This is a genomic window from Neoroseomonas lacus, assembly GCF_014644535.1.
Taxonomy (GTDB): Bacteria; Pseudomonadota; Alphaproteobacteria; order Acetobacterales; family Acetobacteraceae; genus Neoroseomonas; species Neoroseomonas lacus.
The window spans coordinates 80,825-98,787 of sequence record NZ_BMKW01000009.1 but is presented as its reverse complement, the minus strand read 5'-3'; the positions used below and the strand labels follow the sequence as shown (position 1 = coordinate 98,787).

Here is a 17,963-nt window from a genome sequence, read left to right as displayed (position 1 = left end):
CAGGCTTCGCCCCTGGGGGGCATGGCGCGTCCGTGTCGAGGCGTGTTCACTGCGGCTCATGGAGGAACGCCGATGACAACTGCAACGACGCGCATGCTCGACCTGCCGGACGGTCCACTCGAAGTCTTCCTTGAAGGCGAGGGGCATCCGCTGGTGCTGGTGCCCTCGCTCGGTCGCGGGCAGGAGGATTTCGATGGCATCGCGCCGATGCTGGTCGCCGCCGGGCTGCGCCTGATCCGGCCGGAGCCGCGGGGCATCGGACGCTCCGCCCCGCTGCGCGAAGGCGCGACGCTGTTCGACATGGCGCGCGACGTGATTGCGGCGATGGAGGCGGATGGCGTGCGTACCGCCCTCGTCGCCGGCCACGCCGCCGGCAATTGGGTGGCGCGCATCATCGCGCATCTGCGGCCCGACCTGGTGCGGGGCGTCGCGATGCTCGCCGCGGTGACGGGTACCACCGTCGATCCGGCGATCAGCGCGGCGATCGCCGGCAGCTTCGACACGTCACTGCCCGACGATGTGCGCCTGGCGCATCTGCAGCGTGGTTACTTCGCGCCTGGCAGCGATGCGCGTGTCTGGCTGGCGGGCTGGCACACCGAGGTGGCGCGCGCCCAACGCCGCGCGCGTGAAGCGACCACGGACAAGTCGTGGCTGCGCGTCGCCGACCACAAGCCGCTGCTCTATTTGGCCGCGGCGCAGGACGCGATTGCCGCACCACCGGACGAGGCAGCGTTAAAGGCCACGCTGGGACCGATGGCGCAGCGCGTGGTGGTGGAAGGCGCGGGACATGCGCTGCTGCCCGAACAGCCCGAGGCCGTGGTGGCGGCGCTGGTGGCCTATGCGCGAGAGCTGTGGACGACTGCAGAAAGTTGAAGCCCGCGCCCGTCACCGCAGCTTGATGTCGATCCGCACCACGTCGCCGCGATAGATCCCGTCCGCCACCATCAGCAGCACGCCGCGCGGGTCCACCGCCGCGCGGCGCACCAGCGCGACCGGGGCGTTCAGCGGAAGGTGCAGGGCGGCGGCGGTTTCCACATCGGCGGTACCGATCGTCAACGTCTGACGCGCATCGGCAATGCGCACGCCGGGGATGCCGGCGACCAGCTTCAATGCCGTGCGGCTGCGCAGCGCCTCTTCCGTCACCTTCAATGAGAGGCGTTCGTTGAGATAGACATCGGCGAGCAGGAAGGGCTGCCCGTCGCGCCAATGACGGCGGCGGATGTGGCGATACAGCGGCGCCGGACGACCGATCTCGACCGTCGGCAACGCGGCCGGGGAAAGGCCCGAGCGGTCGTCGAGGATCTCGATCTCGGCGCCCTCGCGGGAGCGCAGCAGGCCGGACCAGTCGGTTTCGACATCGCACCACAGGCGGTTCTCGGTGGGCGCACCGCGCACGAATGTGCCCTTCGCACGGAAGCGCTCGATCAACCCGTCCTGCTGCAACAGGTCCAGCGCCTGGCGGATCGTCGCCCGCGCGACGCCGCATTCGGCGGCCAGTTCATCGACGGTCGGGATGCGTTGGTCGAGCCGCCAGGCGCCCTGTTCGATTCTGCGGCGAAAGAGCGTCGCGAGCTGGATGTAGCGCGCGACAGCACTGCGGTTCAGGTCGATGGCGGTGCGCGGCCCAGAGGCGGCGGGAGGGGCGGCAGGGGGCATGCGCGCTCGCTACACGGCGCCGGAGGCGGCGTCCAGGAAAGCTCGCCCGTCGCGGAAGGCGTCCATATCCGCAAGGATGCGTGCGACCAGCGCGGCGCGCGTCTCGATCGTCAGCGAGGCCGAATGCGGCGCCAGCACGACGTTGTCGAGCGCGAGGAAGCGCGCATCGAGCGCCGGTTCGCGCGCGAAGACATCGAGCCCGGCCGCGGCGATGGTGCCATCCTGCAAGGCGACGATCAGCGCTTCCTCATCCACCACCGAACCGCGCGCGATGTTCACCAGCACGCCGCGCGGCCCGAGCGCCGCCAGCACGCCGGCATCGACGAGGCGGTCCGTCCCACCCCCGCCCGGTGTGGCGAGGATCAGGACGTCCGAGCGCTCCGCCAGGGCGCGGATATCGGCGAGGAAGGGCCAGGGCTGGTCCGGCTTCGGTCGCGGTCCGGTCCAGGCGACATCCATGCCGAGACCGGCGCAGCGGCGCGCGATTGCCTGACCGATGCGCCCCAGGCCGACGATGCCGGCCGCCTTGCGATGCAGGCTGATGCCCAGGCCCATGCGTTCCTGCGCCCATCGCCCGGCACGAACGAAGCGGTCGGCCTCCGCCACGCGGCGCGCGGCGGCGTACATCAGGCCGATGGCGGCATCCGCCACATCCTCGGTCATCACGTCCGGGGTGTAGGCGACGGCGATGCCGCGCCGCGCCGCCGCGGCGAGGTCGATGCGTTCGAGCCCCGCGCCCTGGCTCGACAGCAGGCGCAGATCGGGCAGGCGGGCGAATTGCGCTTCGGTGGCGCCGGCCAACGCCATGGTCACGGCGATGCGGATGCCCGGGCGCGGCGCCTCGGCGGGCTTGTCCTCGACCAGCGTGTACCGCGCCGCCAGCGCCGCGCGCAGATCGGCCGGGATGGCGGAGAGCAGAAGGACTGTTTCGGTCATTCGAGGTGGATTCCGGCGCTGTTGATGACCTGCTTCCAGCGCGCGGATTCGGCGGCGATGGTGGCGGCGAGTTCCTCGGGCGTCGAGGGCGTCGGTTCTTCCCCCAGCGCGACCATGCGCGCGCGATAGGCCGGGTCGTTGAGGATCGTGACGATGACGCTGTTCAGCCGCGCGATGACTGGTGCCGGCGTGCCGCCCGGTGCCGCGATGTAGTTGAAGGGCGCGGCATCGAAGCCGGGCAGTGTCTCGGCGATGGCGGGCAGGTCCGGGGCCTGCTCCGAACGCTGCGGCGTGGTGACGGCGAGCGCGCGCAGAGACCCCGCCCGCGCCGCCGGCAGCAGGATCGACATGGTGTCGAGCGCCATGCTGACCGTGCCGGCGATCAGGTCCGTCGTCGCCGGCCCGGTGCCGCGATAGGGCACATGGGTGATGTCGATCTGCGCCATGAACTTCAGCAATTCCCCCGCCAGATGCGAGGAGGAGCCGATGCCCGAGGACGCGAAGGTCAACCGTCCCGGCTGCGCCTTGGCGAGCGCGATCAGCCCGGCGACATCCTGCGCCGGCAACGAGGGATGGATCGCCAGCAGGTTCGGCGCGCGCTTGAAGCCAGAGACCGGTGCGAAATCCGCCACCGGGTCATAAGGCAGGCTGCGCATCAGATGCGGGTTGATGATCTGCGGCCCAGGGGTGCCGTAGAGCAGCGTGTGGCCATCCGGCGTTGCCCGCGCCACCGCCTGCGCGCCGATTGTCGCCCCGCCGCCGGGACGGTTGTCCACCACCACCGGCTGGCCCAGCGCGGCGCCCATCGGTTCGGCCAGCATGCGCGCGGAAGCGTCGGCCGAGCCGCCGGCGGCGAACGGCACCACCAGGCGCAGTGGACGGTTGGGGAAGGATTGCGCGCGCGCCGGGCTGGCCAGCACCGCGGGCGCCGCCAGCAGGGCGCGACGGGTGGTCTTCATTCGAGCGTAATTCCCTGTGCTGTGATGACACCACGCCAGCGCGCGATCTCCGACTGCACCATGGCGGCGAGTTGTTCCGGCGTGCCGCCCAGCGGTTCGGCACCCAGGGCCTCGAACCGGGCGCGCAGGGTGGGTTCGGCGAGCACGCGGCCGATCGCGGCATTGATGGCGGCGATCGCTTCGGGCGGGGTCCGTGCCGCCGCGACCAGGTAGTTGAATGAGGCGTCGTCGAAGCCCGGCAGCGTCAGCGCGATTGGCGGCAGGCCGGGTGCGAGCGGCGAGGGTTCCTGCGTGCTGACGGCGAGCGCGCGCAGCCGCCCGTCCTGCACCAGCGGCAGCAGCGCCGCGGCGGTGTCGAGCACCATGTCCACCCGCCCCGCCATCAGGTCCTGCACGCCCGGCGCGGTGCCGCGATAGGGCACGTGCAGCAGCTCAACGCCGGCCATCTGCCCGAACAGTGCACCGGCGAGATGCCCCGAGGAGCCGACGCCCGCGCTGGCGAAGGAGATGCCGCCGGGTCGCGTGCGGGCGAGCGCGATCAGCGCCGCCACGTCGCGCGCCGGGAAGTCCGGCCGCACCACGAGGATTTTCGGTGCGCGCATCAGCGCGATGACCGGCGTAAAATCGGCCATCGCGTCGTAGGGAATGCTGCGCATCATCAGCGGGTTGAGAATCTGGATGGAGGGCGAGCAATACAGCAGCGTCAGCCCATCCGCCGGCCCGCGCGCCACCGAGATGGCAGCAACGGTGCCGTTGCCGCCGGGGCGGTTCTCGATTAGCACGGGCTGGCCGAGGATCGCCGCCGTCGGGTCGGCGATCAGCCGCGCGATGGTGTCCGCTGTGCCGCCCGGCGCGAAGGGCACGATGATGCGCATCGGTCGCGTCGGCCGCCACGTCTCGGCGACCGCCGGTCCCGCCGCGAGCAATCCCGCGGCGGCAAGGAGGTTTCTTCTGTTCAACGATGCTACTCCAGGCGCATGCCGGTAGCGCGCACGACGTCGCCCCAGCTGTCGTAGGTGGTGCGGATGAAGGACGCGAACTGCTCCGGGCTGCTGTCGACGATGCGACCACCCTGGGCACGCAGCACGCTGCGGGTCTGTTCATCCTGAAGCGCGGCATGCGTCGCCTCGCGCAGGATCGCGATGCGGTCGGCCGGGATGCCGGCCGGGCCGAGCACGCCGTACCAGGTCTCGCTGACGAAGCCGGGGACGCCGGCCTCCACCGCCGTCGGCACATCGGGAAGGATGTCGAGGCGCTCCTCCGAAGTGATGGCGAGCGCCGGCAGTGAGCCGGCACGCACATGCGACAGCAGCGCGGGCACATCCGCGGCGAGGATCTGGATACGCCCGGCCAGCAGTTCCGTCACGGCCGGCGCAGCGCCGCGGAACGGCACGTGCACGATGTCGATACCGGCGCGCAGCTTGAACAACTCCCCTGCCAGGTGAAGGGACGAACCGATTCCGGCGGAGCCGTAAGTGAGTTCACCCGGCCGTGCCTTGCACATCGCGACCAGCTCGGCGAGGTTCTTGGGCCCGAGTCCCGGCGCGATCGAGACGATCTGCGGCACTGCCAGCACCTGCGTGACAGGCGAGAGGTCGGTGCGCGGATCATAGGGCATGTTTGGCTGGAGATGCGGCAGGATGACCATGCCGCCGCTGCTCGCGAGGACCAGCGTCTGGCCGTCGGGACGTGACTTCGCGACGAAGTCGATGCCGATCAGGCCGCTGGCGCCGGCGCGGGCCTCGACGACCACGGGCTTGCCCAGCTTCTCGCCCATCACGCGGCCGATGGTACGCGCGATCAGGTCCGCCGGACCGCCGGCGGCGAAGGGCACGACCAGACGCACCGGCTGGTCGGGGAAGGTCTGGGCATGGGCGCGGCCTGCCAGCGCGGGCAGCGCCAGGGCTGAGAGTGCGGTCCTTCTGGTGATCATTGTTGGTTTCCTCCCATTCATTGTTTGTGGTGCCGCTAGCCGGGCGGCGGCTGGTCGAACAAGCCTTCCGTCGGCGCGGCGAGCGGAGCGACGGCGCCATCCGGCAGCGGAACCTCGTGCGCATTCAGGGTCATGGCGACCATCGAGTAATAGCCGACCAGGGCGGTCAGCTCGACAACGCCCTTCACGCCGAAGCGCTGCGTCACGCGCGCATGCAGCGCGGCGGGAACATTGCCGTCGCGCAGCAGCAGGCGAGCATAATCGTAGATCAGCGCATCGTCGGGCTGGGTGAAGGGCGGCGCCCGGCCATCGCGGATGGCGTCGATGACGATGGCTTCCAGCCCGGCATCGGCGGCGGCCTGGGCGTGGACGAACCACTCGACCTGCGCCGACCAGCGCCGCCCGGTGACGATGATGGCGAGTTCCGACAGGCGCTTGCCCAGCGACGTGCCGAAGCGCAGCGACTCCCCCAGCGAGGACCATGCCTGGGCGAGCACCGGCGCATGGATCGCCGCGCGCAGCGGGCCGATGACGCGGCCGCGCGGGCCGGAGACGACCGTGTCCCAGACGGCGCGCTGGGCGTCGTCCCCGAGGTCCTCTCGCGTCGCGGGCAATGGGATGCGAGGCATGTCAGATGATCCCTTCGGCCGCGAGGCTCGCACGTTCCGCCACGCCGATGCCGATTGAATCCAGCACCGCCTCCGTGTCCTGGCCGAGCAGCGGCGGCACGCCGTCATTGCGCATCTCCGCCTCGGCCATGCGGATGGGGTTGCCGATCATCGGCACCTCGCCGGCAGGATGACGACGGCGGCTGAGCACACCGCGATGGATGACCTGGCGGTCGGCGAAGACGTCCGGCACGGTGTTGATGGGGCCGCAGGGGACGCCGGCGGCATCAAGGCGGGATGTGAGTTCCGCCCGCGTGAAATCGCGGAAGCGCGCGGCGAGCAACGGCGTCAGCGCGGCGTTGTGGCGGACGCGGTCGGCGTTGCGGATGAAGCGCGGATCGGTCGCCCAGTCGGGACGGTCGATCGCCACGCAGAGCTTGGCGAATTGCCCGTCATTGCCGACGGCGAGAACGATCTCGCCGTCGCTCGCGGGAAACACGTCCTGCGGCTGGATGTTCGGATGGCGATTGCCGGCGCGATGCGGCACGCGACCACCCACCAGGTAGTTCATTGCCTGGTTCGCCAGGATGCCGGTGCCGACATCGAGCATGGCCAGGTCGATCGTTTCGCCATGCCCGGTCTCGGCGCGGCGCGCGACGGCGGCGAGCACGGCGACGGCGGCATACATCCCGGTCATCAGGTCGACGATAGGCACGCCGACCTTCTGTGGTGCGCCTTCGGCCTCGCCGGTGATGCTCATCAAACCGCACATGGCCTGAATCATGAAGTCGTAGGCTGCCTGTTCGGCACGCGGGCCATCCTGACCGAAACCGGTGACGGAGCAATAGATCAGCGAGGGTTTGAGCGCCCGCAGCGAGGCAGCATCGAGGCCGTAGCGCGCCAGCGCGCCGACCTTGAAGTTCTCGATGACGATGTCGCAATCCTGCGCGAGGCGTTTCGCGATCGCCTGGCCGGCCGGCTTGGTGATGTCGAGTGTGACCGAACGCTTGCCGCGGTTCACCGAGAGGAAGTAGCCGGCATCCTTGGTCGGATTGCCGTCCCGATCCTTGAGGAAGGGCGGGCCCCAGCCGCGTGTGTCGTCGCCGACGCCGGGGCGTTCGATCTTGATCACCTCGGCGCCAAGGTCGCCGAGGATCTGCGTTGCCCAGGGCGCGGCCATGATGCGGCCGAGATCAAGGACGCGCAGATGCGACAGGGGTCCCGCCATGGTCAGCCGTCGACTACTGGCGTTGCGAGCATCGAGGGCCTTTCGCGGAATGTCGACTGCCAGGCGGAAAAGCGCGGCGCGCGGTCACGCCAGCCAAGGTCGGGGAAGCGGAAATCCATGTAGTCGCCAGCCACGGCGAGGGTGATCTGCGCGATGCCGACGGGCGTCTTCGCAATGGCGTCGATCTCGGCCTCGAGCGCCGGCAGGATCGCGTTCAGCTTCGTCTCGTAGGTCTGCAGCATCGACGCCAGCGGCGTTTCGCGCCCGCGTTCCGTCCGCCAGTAGATCAGCACGTCGAGGAAGCCGTTGGCCAGCGCATGCCGCCGCAGCTCAATGAAGCGCGCGGGGCCCGCGGTTGGGATCAGCTTCCCGCCGCCCACCAGGCTGTCGAAATACTCCATGATGACGACGCTGTCGTAGAGGATGGTGCCGTCCTCGGTGACCAGCGTCGGGATCTTGCTGAGTGGATTCTCGACCATCAGCTCGGGCACCGGCTTGTCCATCGCGACGACGGTGCGCACCGTCTGGAGGCGGTCGGCCATACCGAGTTCATGCGCGGCGATCATCACCTTGCGCACATAGGGGGAGCGCGGGGACCAATGCAGCTTCATCATCGACATGCGGGCTTGGCGCCCCTCCCTCTTGTGTCGTTAGGTCAGTTGTATGATCTTTACGGAAGCGCGCGGCGGCGACAAGCCCCCCGCGCAAGGGAAAGAGGAACGGCCAAGGCATGCCCATCACCTACGACGCGGTGAAGGCACTATCCGCGAATCTGTATGATTGGTCGCTGCGCGCCGTGCCGGCTGACACCAAGGATGGCCTGCGCCGGGCGCTCGAGACCGAGACGCAGGATGGCGCGCGCAAGGTGCTGCGCATGATGCTCGGCAGCGCGCAGAAGGCGGAGCAGGAAGACCGCTTCGTCTGCTCCGATGCCGGCGTGCCGGTCTATCACGTAACGATTGGCAGCGCCGCACGATTGGATGGCGATATCAAGGCCGCGATTTCGGATGGATTCGATGAGCTGGTCGCGCGCATCAGCCCGCCCTTGCTGAAGCATGTGACGAACCCGCTGACCAACGAGCGGGGCTACAAGGGCCGTGGCATGCCGCTGGTGACCTGGGATGTCGCGAGTGGGGCGGATTGGGTTGAGATCCTGTGCCAGCCGAAGGCACTCGGCTCGGGCCGATGGGCGGCACTCGAGACTTTCTCCTTTCCCACACTGGCGGAGATCGAAGCCTATGTGATGAAGGTGGTGTTGCAGGCGGGGTCGCAGCATTGCCCGCCGGTCATCATCGGCGTCGGCATCGGCGGGTCTTTCGACGTCGCCGCTCGCATCGCCAGCAAGGCGACGATGCGTCCCATCGGCAGTGTCAATGACGAGCCGGTGCTGGCCGCCATGGAGGAACGCCTGCTGCGCGCGCTGAATGCAACGGGCTTCGGGCCGATGGGCACGGGCGGCGACACCACGGCGCTCGCCGTGCATGTCGACTACGCCGCAGGGCATGGCTACACGCCGGTCGCGGTCTGCTTCAATTGCTGGATCAATCGCCGGACGCGGGCGCGACTGCACGCGGATGGCAGCGTGGAGCGCTTCGAATGAGCGAGTTCAGGCGCTTGACCATGCCGATGTCGCGCGAGGATGCGCGCAGCCTGCGCGCCGGCGACATGATACTGGTCGATGGCGAGATCGTCATCACCGCCGGGCTGCCGACCGTGCAGCGCTTGGTCGCCTGCGCTGAGGAAGGCCGTGCGCCTCCTTTCCCGCTTGATGGCGGATCACTGCTGCATCTCGGTTCCTACTCGCAGGACACGGCCGATGGCGGGCTCGAAATCCTGTACATGAACCCGACCACCAGCACGCGGTTCAACCGGCTGATGCCCGGCCTGATCCGGCATTTCGGCTTGACCGCGGTGGGCGGTAAGGGCGGCCTCGATGCCGACTGCGTCCAGGCGATGCAGGAGGTGGGGTGCATCTACCTTTCCTTCCTCGGCGGTGGCGCGCCGCTGCATTCGGCGGCGATCGAGGCGGTGAGGGAGGTCGCCTACAGCGACCTCGTCGCGCATTACCGGTTGGTGCGGCTGGCGGTGCGGGGCCTCGGGCCATTGACCGTCGGCATCGACACCCACGGCAACAGCCTGTTCGATACATTGCAGGAGCAGGCGCAGGACCGCCTGCCGGCGATCCTCGCGCAGTTGGCGAAGGATCGCGCGACAGCAGGCGGCTGATTACACGTCGAGATTGGCAACCTTCAACGCATTGCCGACGATGAAGTCGCGGCGCGGTTCGACCAGGTCGCCCATCAGTGTCGAGAAGACCTGCTCGGCATCCTCGACATCCTCGACCCGAACGCGCAGCAGCGTGCGCGCAGCGGGGTCGAGCGTGGTCTTCCACAGCTGATCCGGGTTCATCTCGCCCAGGCCTTTGAAGCGCTGGATGGCGAGGCCCTTGCGGCCTTCCGCGATCAACCGGTCGAAGGCCTGCATCGGGCCATGCGCGGCGTATTCATGCGCGCCGAGCTGCAGCATCGCCTCGCCGGCGGCGAAGTCGCGCAACAGGCGCTCGCGCCGTTCGTCGAGCCAGCGCGCCTCGGCACTGCGCAGTGCGGTCGCGTCCAGAACATGGCGTTCGGCCACGCCGCGCACGGTGCGCGCCAGCGTCAGCCCGCCTTCGCCACTGCTCGCCACCCAGCCGCGTTCATTGGCCGGCGCGAGGCCGTTCAGCCGCACCGCCAACGCCTGCGCCGCGACGGTGGCACGGTCGGGGTCCATGGTCAGCGCGCCAGTGACGGCGGCCTGTTCCACGATGTCGCCCGGCACGACGCTCGACAGGCGGCGGATGCGCGACGTCGCCTGTCGATGGAATTCCTGCTCGGCGCGCAGATCCTCGGCAGTCAGCAGACGACCATCGAAGAAGCGCAACGAGGCGGAGGACAGCGCCTTCTCGATCAGGTAGTCCTCAAGCGCGCGGTCGTCCTTGAGGTAGCGTTCTTCATTGCCGCGCTTGGCCCGATAGAGCGGCGGCTGCGCGATATAGAGATGACCACGCGTAATCAGCTCCGGCATCTGCCGGAAGAAGAATGTCAGCAGCAGCGTACGGATATGCGACCCGTCCACATCGGCGTCGGTCATGATGACGATGCGGTGGTAGCGCAGCTTGCCGGGATCGAAGCCGCCCTCGCTGATCTCGCCACGGCCAATACCGGTGCCCAGCGCCGTGATCAACGTGCCGATCTCGGCGCTGCCGAGCATCTTGTCGAACCGCGCACGCTCGACATTCAGGATCTTGCCTTTCAGCGGCAGGATCGCCTGGAAGGCGCGGTCGCGCCCCTGCTTGGCGGAACCGCCGGCCGAGTCACCCTCGACGAGGAACAATTCGCACTTGGTTGGGTCGCGTTCCTGGCAGTCGGCGAGCTTGCCGGGCAGCGAGGAGACATCGAGCACGCCCTTGCGCCGCGTCAATTCGCGCGCCTTGCGCGCGGCCTCGCGCGCGGCCGCAGCATCGAGGATCTTGCCGACGACTTCCTTGGCTTCCTTCGGATGCGTCTCGAACCAATGGGTCAGCGCATCGGCGACCGCGACATGCACGATTGGCTGCACTTCCGAGGAGACGAGCTTCTCCTTGGTCTGGCTGCTGAATTTCGGGTCCGGCACCTTCACCGAGAGCACGGCGGTCAGGCCTTCGCGCATGTCCTCGCCGGCGAGGGTCAGCTTGTCCTTCTTCGTGGACAGGCCGTCCGCCACTTTGCTCATCACGCGCGTTAGCGCCTGGCGGAAGCCGGCCAGGTGCGTGCCGCCATCGCGCTGCGGGATGTTGTTGGTGAAGCACAGCATCGTCTCGTGATAGCTGTCGTTCCAGCGCACGGCGATCTCGACGCGGATGCCGTCATGCTCCTTCGACATCACGCTGATGGGCTGCGCAAAGACGGGGTTCTTGCCCTTGTCGAGCCATTCGACATAAGCGACCAGGCCACCATCGAATTTGAAAGTGGTTTCCTGCACCTCCGCATGGCGTTCGTCGCGCAGCGTGATGCCCAGGCCGGAATTGAGGAAGGCGAGCTCGCGCAGCCGCCGTTCCAGCACGGTGAAATCGAACTCGGTCTTGGTGAAGGTCAGCGCCGACGGCTTGAAGGTGACCTCGGTGCCATTACGGTGCTCCGACGTGCCGACAACGGTGCAGGGCACGACGGTGTCGCCATGTTCGAATCGCAGGCGGTTCTCGGTGCCTTCGCGCCAGATGCGCACTTCCATCCATTCGGACAGCGCATTTACCACGGCGGCGCCGACGCCATGCAGGCCGCCCGAGACCTTGTAGGAATTCTGGTTGAACTTGCCGCCGGCATGCAGGCGCGTCAGCACCACCTCGGCCGCGGAGATGCCTTCCTCGGCATGAATGTCGGTCGGGATGCCGCGGCCATCGTCGCGCACCGTCACCGAGCCATCACCATTCAGCGTGACGTGGCAGGACGTCGCGAAACCGGCCTGGGCTTCGTCCACGGCGTTGTCGATGATCTCGAAGGCCATGTGGTGCAGGCCGGAACCGTCATCGGTGTCGCCGATATACATCCCCGGCCGTTTGCGCACGGCTTCGAGGCCCCGGAGGACGGTGATGGAAGCGCTGTCGTAGGCGTCGGACTCGGGACGCGCGGGCTCGCTCATGCGGCGCGCTAGCTCCTGCTCTGAAGGGGGACGTAACCGTGTTTGCAATATAGGGTTTTTTCCCCCTCAGTGCGACCCGGTTTCGTCCTCCGGCAGCAGCTTTCCCGGGGTGGCGCGAAAGCGGCGCGCGATACCCTGGAGCGGGCGGAAAACCTCGGCATCCGTGCCGGTCAGGAAGGATTGCGCGGGCAGCGTCGCCAGCGCCGCGAACAGCGCCTCCCGCCGCGTTGAGTCGAGATGCGCCGCAACCTCGTCGAGCAGCAGCAAGGGCGCGAAACCCCGCGCCTCGGCGATCAGCGCGGCATGGGCTAGCACTGTCGAGATCAGCAGCGCCTTCTGTTCGCCGGTCGAACACATCTCAGCAGGCTGATTCTTCGGCAGATGGGTCAGCGCCATGTCGGCCCGATGGGCGCCGCGCGCCGCGCCGCCCGCCGCGGCATCCCGCCTGCGATCGGCGGCGAGAGCCGCGCGCAGGGCGTCCTCGACGGCCAGGGCAGGCTGGTCGGCCAAGGCAGTGGCGATCGGGCAAAGCAGGTCCATCCGCGCCGCCGGAAAGGCCCCCGTGGCGCTGCCCGTCGCCATCACGCGGTTGAGCTTCGTGGCCAGGGAGCGCCGCGCGGCGGTGGCGGCAACGGCGTGACGCGCCATGGCGTCCTCCAGCCCCGCCAACCAGGCCGGATCGGCGCGCCCGCCCGCCAGCAGGCGGTTACGCTGGGACATGGCGTTGTCATGGGCGGCGACCTCCCGCGCATGGGTGGGCTCCAACGCCCAGGCCAGGCGGTCGAGAAAGCGGCGGCGGCCGGAGGCCCCTTCCTGGAACAGCCGGTCCATCTGCGGCGTCAGCCAAACGACGGCGATGCGGTCGGCGAGGTCGGCCTGGGTGCGCACGGGAAGCCCATCCAGGCGAAAGACGCGGCGGTCGGAGGTGCCTTCGGGGTCGGAGCCCGTGCCTATGTCGAAGGTGCCGTGGGGCGTCGTGAAACGGCCGGCGGCGGCCCAGGGACGCTGCCCTCCCTCCGTGCGGCGGCCGAGTTCGCCCATGCGCGCGCCGCGCAGGCCACGGCCGGGGCCAAGCAGGGAGATCGCCTCGAGCAGGTTGGTCTTGCCGGCGCCGTTCTCGCCGGCGATCGCGACGATGGGGGCGTCGAGCGGCGCCTCCAGGGCAGGCCAGGATCGGAAGTCGGTCAGACGGAGGCGGGTGAGGCGGAGCACGGTATCACTGCCCAGAGGAAGCAGCGTGGCGGAGCCTTGCCTCGCCAAACCAACCCGTCAGGGTCGCATCGACAATGACCGGCATGGCCGATGGATTTGCGAAGAGACCGAGCCAGTTGGAATGCCGTCCGCGGGATCTGGACGCCTCTTTCAGGACCGATGGCGCAGCCCGGCATGGGCGGCCGAGCATGCCATCAGGCACCCATTCTCGGTGCCGGGCAACGTCAATGGAACCCCCGGCCAGATGAGATGCGGGGAGAAGCGCCGCCTCTCTCCATCGCGCGGGAAGGCCGATGCCGCCCGCGCTCACACCCGCATCGGCATCAGCACATACAGCGCTTCCGGCTTCGCCTCATCGCGCACGATGGTGGGCGCGGCGCCGTCGGCGAAGATGAATTCCATCTTCTCGCCGATCTGCGCCGTGATATCGGCCAGGTAGCGCGCCTGGAAGCCGATCTCGAGCGGCGTGCTTTCATAGCTGACGAGGTCGCTGTCCAGTTCCTCCTGCGCCTGGCCCTGGTCGGGGCTCGCGGCGGACAGCAGCAGGTTGTTGCGCGAGATCGACAGCTTCACCGGCCGCGACCGCTCCGACGAAATCGCCGCGACGCGCGCGACGGCTTCCTCGAAATCCTTCTTCGGCACGGTCATCTTCTTGTCGTTGCCACGCGGAATGACACGCTCGTATTCCGGGAAGGTGCCGTCGATCAGCTTCGAGGTCAGCGAGACGGTGCCGACGCCAAAACGGATCTTGGTGTCCGACAGGCGGATCTCGATCTCGTCCTGCGTCTCATCCGCAAGCTTGCGCACTTCGTTCACCGTCTTGCGCGGCACGATCACGCCCGGCATGCCCTTGGCACCATCGGGCAGCGGTTCCTCGACGCGCGCCAGGCGGTGGCCATCGGTCGCGACCGCGCGCAGCACTGGCGCGCCATCGGCCTCGGCGGCATGCAGGTAGATGCCGTTGAGGTAGTAGCGCGTCTCCTCGGTCGAGATCGCGAACTTCGTCCGGTCGATCAGGTCGCGCAGCACGCCGGCCTTGATGCTGAACTTGGTCGGCAACTTGCCTTCCGTCATCGACGGAAAATCGTCCACCGGCAGCACCGACAGCGCGGTGTTGAACTTGCCCGCGCGCAAGGTCAGCGGGCCATCGCCTCCGCCATGGTCAAGCTCGACGCGTGCACCATCCGGCAGCTTGCGCACGATCTCGTACAGCGTCGCCGCCGGCGCCGTGGTGCGGCCCCCGCGCGGCACCGTCACGCCCGCCACTTCCTCGACCACCGCGATTTCCATATCGGTGGCCGTCAACGTCAAGGTGCCCTCGGTCTTGGCATCGAGTAGCACATTGGCGAGGATCGGAATGGTGTTGCGACGCTCGACCACGCTCTGCACATGCGCCAGAGCCTTGAGCAGCACCGCCCTGTCCACCGTAAACTTCATCGCAGCCCGACGCCCCGATCATGGGGCGGCCACCGCTGGGCCCGGCAAGGGCCGGGTGCAGGGCCGCCAATGTCCCCCTGTCCCAGCGACGTCCAGCCGGGGCCGAATCGGCCCGCAAGGCCGGATACCGAGGGGGCCGCACCATATCAGCGCGATTCGGGTGGGGAAAGGCGGGAAAGCAAGGGAAGAGGGTCGGGATTCCAGCGGGTCGCGCGATTGGAGGGGCGCTGCCCGCTCCAAGCCGCCCCGCCAAGGGCCTAAGGGCCTTTGGAAATCTCGATCTGGCGCAGGGCTCGGTGGGCGTGCCAGCCCCGCTGCACGCGTCTTGCGCAACGGCGGGTCTCGGCATCATGCCTGGCAGCGGCGCACAGCGCCCAAAATGGCATTCCAAAGGGCCCGGCCCTTTGGAGGGGCAGCGCCCCTCCAACCTTCCTCAGGTCTCGAGCATCCGTCGCAACAGCTCCACGTCTTCCGCGAAGGCGCTGTCCGCCTGCATCAGCTCAGAGATGCGCGACACCGCGTGCATCACCGTCGTGTGGTCGCGATTACCGAAGCGCCGCCCGATCTCGGGCAGCGAGCGCGACGTCAGCTGCTTCGCCAGATACATCGCCACCTGACGCGGTCGCGCGACATTGCGCGCCCGGCGCGCCGAAGACATGTCTGTCAGCCGGATGTTGTAGTGCTCGGCGACCTTGCGCTGGATCTCCTCGATGGTGACGCGGCGATCATGCGCGCGCAGCAGGTCGTGCAGCACATCCTGCGCGGATTCCAGCGTGATGGCGCGGCCGAACAGATTGGCATGCGCGATCAACCGGTTCAGCGCGCCTTCCAGCTCACGGACATTCGAGGTGATCTTGTGCGCGAGGAATTCATGCACGTTTTTCGGCACCGGTACCGCCGCGGCGGTCGCCTTGGCCTGCAGGATCGACAGGCGAAGTTCGTAGGTGGTGGCATGGATGTCGGCGACCATGCCGCAGCCAAGCCGCGTCCGTAGCCGGTCCTCGAGACCGTTGAGGTCCGAAGGCGACTTGTCCGCGCTGATGATGATCTGCTTGCCGGCATCGATCAGCGCGTTGAAGGTGTGGAAGAATTCCTCCTGCGTGTTGTCCTTGCCGATGAGGAACTGTAGGTCGTCGACCATCAGCACATCGACCGAACGCAGGCTTTCCTTGAACTCCATCGTCGACTGGCTGCGCAACGCCGAGATGAAGCGGTACATGAACTTCTCGGCGCTCATGTAGGCAACGTTGCGCGCCGGCTCGCCGCCACGGATCGCCCAGGCGACGGCGTGCATCAGATGCGTCTTGCCCAACCCGACGCCGCCATAGAGGAACAGCGGATTGAAGCCGGGGCTCGCCGGCTTCTCGGCAACGCGCCGCGCGCAGGCATAGGCGAATTCGTTCGGCTTGCCGACGACGAAGGTGTCGAAGGTGAAGCGCGGGTCGAGCGGCGCGGACCATTCACCGCGCGGGTCGGCGGCCACAGTGCGCGACGGGCTCGGTGCGAGTGCTTCGGCCAAGCCCGCACGCACCGCCGGCGCGCTGGCCGCGGCGTCCTGGTCGGGCGGCACCGCGCTGCGCGGCTGCGGGCCGACGCGCACATCGACGCTGCGCACGGCCGCGACTTCCTGCTGCCACAGCGCGCGCAATCGGTCGCCGTAATGGCTGCGCACCCAGTCGCGCAGGAAACGTGTGGGAAGATTGACGACGACCTCGTCATCCTCGATGCCGACGAGCGTCATCTGGCGCAGCCAGGTGCGGTACTCGACCTCACCCACTTCATCGCGCAGGCGACCGCGGATGCGGGCCCAGGATTCCTGAAGGGATGCTGCAGAGCGCGCGGTATCCGACCCGGGCTGCTTCTCCATGTCCACCCCCTCAACGACTCTTCCACGCGAGCTATCGATCGTCGCCGGCCCCCGCCTCGCAGGTGGCATGATGGAAGAGATTTCGGCCCCCAGGATCAGAACACTACCGCGTCACATGACTGTCGCAAGCGACAAAGTCGCGCGCGGCAATACGAGATTCCATGCGCGCACGCACAGCGCTGACGCACACGAAACGAGCGCGCCGCGCGATAGCGGACAACAGGTTCAGAACGAAATGACGCCACCGCCCGAAGGCGGTACGGTTCAGCCCTGGGCGGCGCCCAGGGATTTCACGCGCGCCGAAAGGCGCGAGATCTTCCGCGACACGGTGTTGGCGTGCAGGGTGCCCTTGGTGACGGCGCGCTGCATTTCCGGCTGCGCGGCACGGAACGCTTCCTGCGCCACGGCCTTGTCACCCGTGGCGATCGCCTCCTCCAGCTTGCGCACGAAGGTGCGCACGCGGGACTTCCGCGCCTTGTTGCGCGCCGTGCGCTTCTCGGTCTGGCGGATGCGCTTGCGCGCGGAGTCAGTGTTCGCCATGGGGCTTCCGGTTCAACTATGCAAAATGGTTCGAAGAGCCGCGGCGGCTGACCACTGCGGCGAAGGCCGGGTTTCTAATGCCGCGCGGCGCCGCGCGTCAAGCACTCGCCGCGCGGACCCTGCATGCCGGCCGCCATCAACGGTTGCGGAAAGCCGGCTTGCGCTTCTCGGCGAAGGCCGACATGCCCTCCTTCTGGTCCTCGGTGGCGAACAGGCTGAGGAACAGCCGGCGCTCGGTCCGCACCCCCTCGCGCAGGCCGCTCTCGAAGGCGGCATTGACCGCTTCCTTGGCCATGGCGACCGAGGGGGCGGACAGCGCACCGATCTTCTCGCCGATCTTCACGGCCTCGGCGAGCAGGTCGGCGGCGGGCACCACGCGGGTCACCAGATTGGCCCGTTCCGCCTCGGCCGCGTCCATCATACGCCCGGTCAGGATCATTTCCATGGACTTCGACTTGCCGACCGCCCGCGTCAGACGCTGCGATCCACCCGCCCCCGGAATGATTCCGAGATTGATTTCGGGCTGGCCGAATTTCGCCGTATCGGCAGCGATGATGAGGTCGCACATCATCGCGAGTTCACACCCGCCACCGAGCGCGAAGCCCGCCACCGCGGCGATCACCGGCTTCTGGATCTCGAGCACCGTCTCCCAGCGTTCGCCGATGAAGTCGTTGAAATAGACCGCCGGATAGGTCCGGTCCTTCATTTCCTTGATGTCGGCCCCGGCGGCGAAGGCGCGCTCGCTGCCGGTCACCACGATGGCGGCGATCGCTGGGTCGCGATCATAGCCGCGCAACGCGTCGCCGAGCTCGGTCATCAGCTGGTCGCACAGGGCGTTCAGTGCCTGGGGGCGGTTCAGCCGGATGATGGCTACCTTCCCCTGGGTCTCGGTCAGGATCATCTCATAGGCCATGCGCCGCGTTCCTTGCCC

The 17,963-nt window shown here is 68.3% G+C and carries 17 protein-coding genes; 3 read left to right on the top strand and 14 right to left on the bottom strand.

Features of this window, described 5'->3' with window-relative positions; translation table 11 throughout:
• Positions 1 to 72 precede the first annotated feature (72 nt).
• On the top strand, positions 73 to 873 hold the full coding sequence (locus IEY36_RS18255; protein ID WP_229681409.1) for an alpha/beta fold hydrolase: 801 nt from the start codon (positions 73 to 75) through the stop codon (positions 871 to 873).
• Between the two features lie 12 nt (positions 874 to 885).
• Here the strand turns inward: IEY36_RS18255 and IEY36_RS18250 are convergent, their stop codons facing one another.
• From IEY36_RS18250 to IEY36_RS18215, 8 genes are read right to left on the bottom strand one after another with little or no spacing between them, the layout of a single operon-like run.
• On the bottom strand, positions 886 to 1,656 hold the full coding sequence (locus tag IEY36_RS18250) for a GntR family transcriptional regulator (RefSeq protein WP_188969320.1): 771 nt from the start codon (positions 1,654 to 1,656) through the stop codon (positions 886 to 888).
• Between the two features lie 9 nt (positions 1,657 to 1,665).
• Positions 1,666 to 2,592 (bottom strand): 2-hydroxyacid dehydrogenase, encoded by a 927-nt coding sequence (locus tag IEY36_RS18245; protein WP_188969318.1) that lies wholly within the window; start codon positions 2,590 to 2,592, stop codon positions 1,666 to 1,668.
• Positions 2,589 to 3,551, bottom strand: a complete 963-nt coding sequence (locus IEY36_RS18240) for a Bug family tripartite tricarboxylate transporter substrate binding protein (protein WP_188969315.1) — start codon at positions 3,549 to 3,551, stop codon at positions 2,589 to 2,591. The genes IEY36_RS18245 and IEY36_RS18240 overlap by 4 nt, the downstream gene beginning before the upstream one ends.
• A complete protein-coding gene (locus IEY36_RS18235; RefSeq protein ID WP_188969313.1) occupies positions 3,548 to 4,510 on the bottom strand; it encodes a Bug family tripartite tricarboxylate transporter substrate binding protein in 963 nt (320 codons plus the stop codon). Before IEY36_RS18235 ends, IEY36_RS18240 begins: the two co-directional genes overlap by 4 nt.
• Before the next feature lie 5 nt (positions 4,511 to 4,515).
• Positions 4,516 to 5,484, bottom strand: a complete 969-nt coding sequence (locus IEY36_RS18230; protein ID WP_188969311.1) for a Bug family tripartite tricarboxylate transporter substrate binding protein — start codon at positions 5,482 to 5,484, stop codon at positions 4,516 to 4,518.
• A gap of 35 nt (positions 5,485 to 5,519) precedes the next feature.
• The gene (locus tag IEY36_RS18225; protein WP_188969309.1) at positions 5,520 to 6,113 is read right to left on the bottom strand and encodes a carboxymuconolactone decarboxylase family protein; all 594 of its coding nucleotides are present in this window, start codon (positions 6,111 to 6,113) and stop codon (positions 5,520 to 5,522) included.
• Position 6,114: 1 nt separating this feature from the next.
• Positions 6,115 to 7,320 carry a CaiB/BaiF CoA transferase family protein gene (locus IEY36_RS18220; RefSeq protein ID WP_188969307.1) on the bottom strand — a complete coding sequence of 402 codons (1,206 nt, stop codon included), beginning with the start codon at positions 7,318 to 7,320 and terminating at the stop codon, positions 6,115 to 6,117.
• Between the two features lie 2 nt (positions 7,321 to 7,322).
• Positions 7,323 to 7,940, bottom strand: coding sequence for a glutathione S-transferase family protein (locus IEY36_RS18215; protein ID WP_229681408.1), 618 nt, complete (start codon positions 7,938 to 7,940; stop codon positions 7,323 to 7,325).
• Between the two features lie 110 nt (positions 7,941 to 8,050).
• Here IEY36_RS18215 and IEY36_RS18210 point away from each other — a divergent pair, with 110 nt between their 5' ends.
• Both IEY36_RS18210 and IEY36_RS18205 read left to right on the top strand, forming a co-directional pair.
• Entirely contained in the window at positions 8,051 to 8,920 is an 870-nt protein-coding gene (locus IEY36_RS18210) for a fumarate hydratase (protein ID WP_188969305.1), read from the top strand.
• Positions 8,917 to 9,546: a fumarate hydratase C-terminal domain-containing protein gene (locus IEY36_RS18205; RefSeq protein WP_188969303.1), complete on the top strand. Its 630-nt coding sequence runs from the start codon at positions 8,917 to 8,919 to the stop codon at positions 9,544 to 9,546. Before IEY36_RS18210 ends, IEY36_RS18205 begins: the two co-directional genes overlap by 4 nt.
• Here the strand turns inward: IEY36_RS18205 and gyrB are convergent, their stop codons facing one another.
• From gyrB to IEY36_RS18175, 6 genes are all read right to left on the bottom strand, one after another.
• On the bottom strand, positions 9,547 to 11,976 hold the full coding sequence (gyrB, locus tag IEY36_RS18200) for a DNA topoisomerase (ATP-hydrolyzing) subunit B (RefSeq protein WP_188969301.1): 2,430 nt from the start codon (positions 11,974 to 11,976) through the stop codon (positions 9,547 to 9,549).
• Between the two features lie 66 nt (positions 11,977 to 12,042).
• The gene (gene recF / locus IEY36_RS18195) at positions 12,043 to 13,188 is read right to left on the bottom strand and encodes a DNA replication/repair protein RecF (RefSeq protein ID WP_188969299.1); all 1,146 of its coding nucleotides are present in this window, start codon (positions 13,186 to 13,188) and stop codon (positions 12,043 to 12,045) included.
• 306 nt (positions 13,189 to 13,494) lie between these two features.
• The gene (gene dnaN, locus IEY36_RS18190; RefSeq protein WP_188969297.1) at positions 13,495 to 14,625 is read right to left on the bottom strand and encodes a DNA polymerase III subunit beta; all 1,131 of its coding nucleotides are present in this window, start codon (positions 14,623 to 14,625) and stop codon (positions 13,495 to 13,497) included.
• A 433-nt stretch (positions 14,626 to 15,058) separates the two neighbouring features.
• Positions 15,059 to 16,492: a chromosomal replication initiator protein DnaA gene (dnaA, locus tag IEY36_RS18185; protein ID WP_188969295.1), complete on the bottom strand. Its 1,434-nt coding sequence runs from the start codon at positions 16,490 to 16,492 to the stop codon at positions 15,059 to 15,061.
• A gap of 264 nt (positions 16,493 to 16,756) precedes the next feature.
• Entirely contained in the window at positions 16,757 to 17,032 is a 276-nt protein-coding gene (gene rpsT, locus IEY36_RS18180; protein WP_188969293.1) for a 30S ribosomal protein S20, read from the bottom strand.
• Between the two features lie 136 nt (positions 17,033 to 17,168).
• The gene (locus IEY36_RS18175; RefSeq protein ID WP_188969291.1) at positions 17,169 to 17,945 is read right to left on the bottom strand and encodes an enoyl-CoA hydratase; all 777 of its coding nucleotides are present in this window, start codon (positions 17,943 to 17,945) and stop codon (positions 17,169 to 17,171) included.
• Positions 17,946 to 17,963 lie beyond the last annotated feature (18 nt).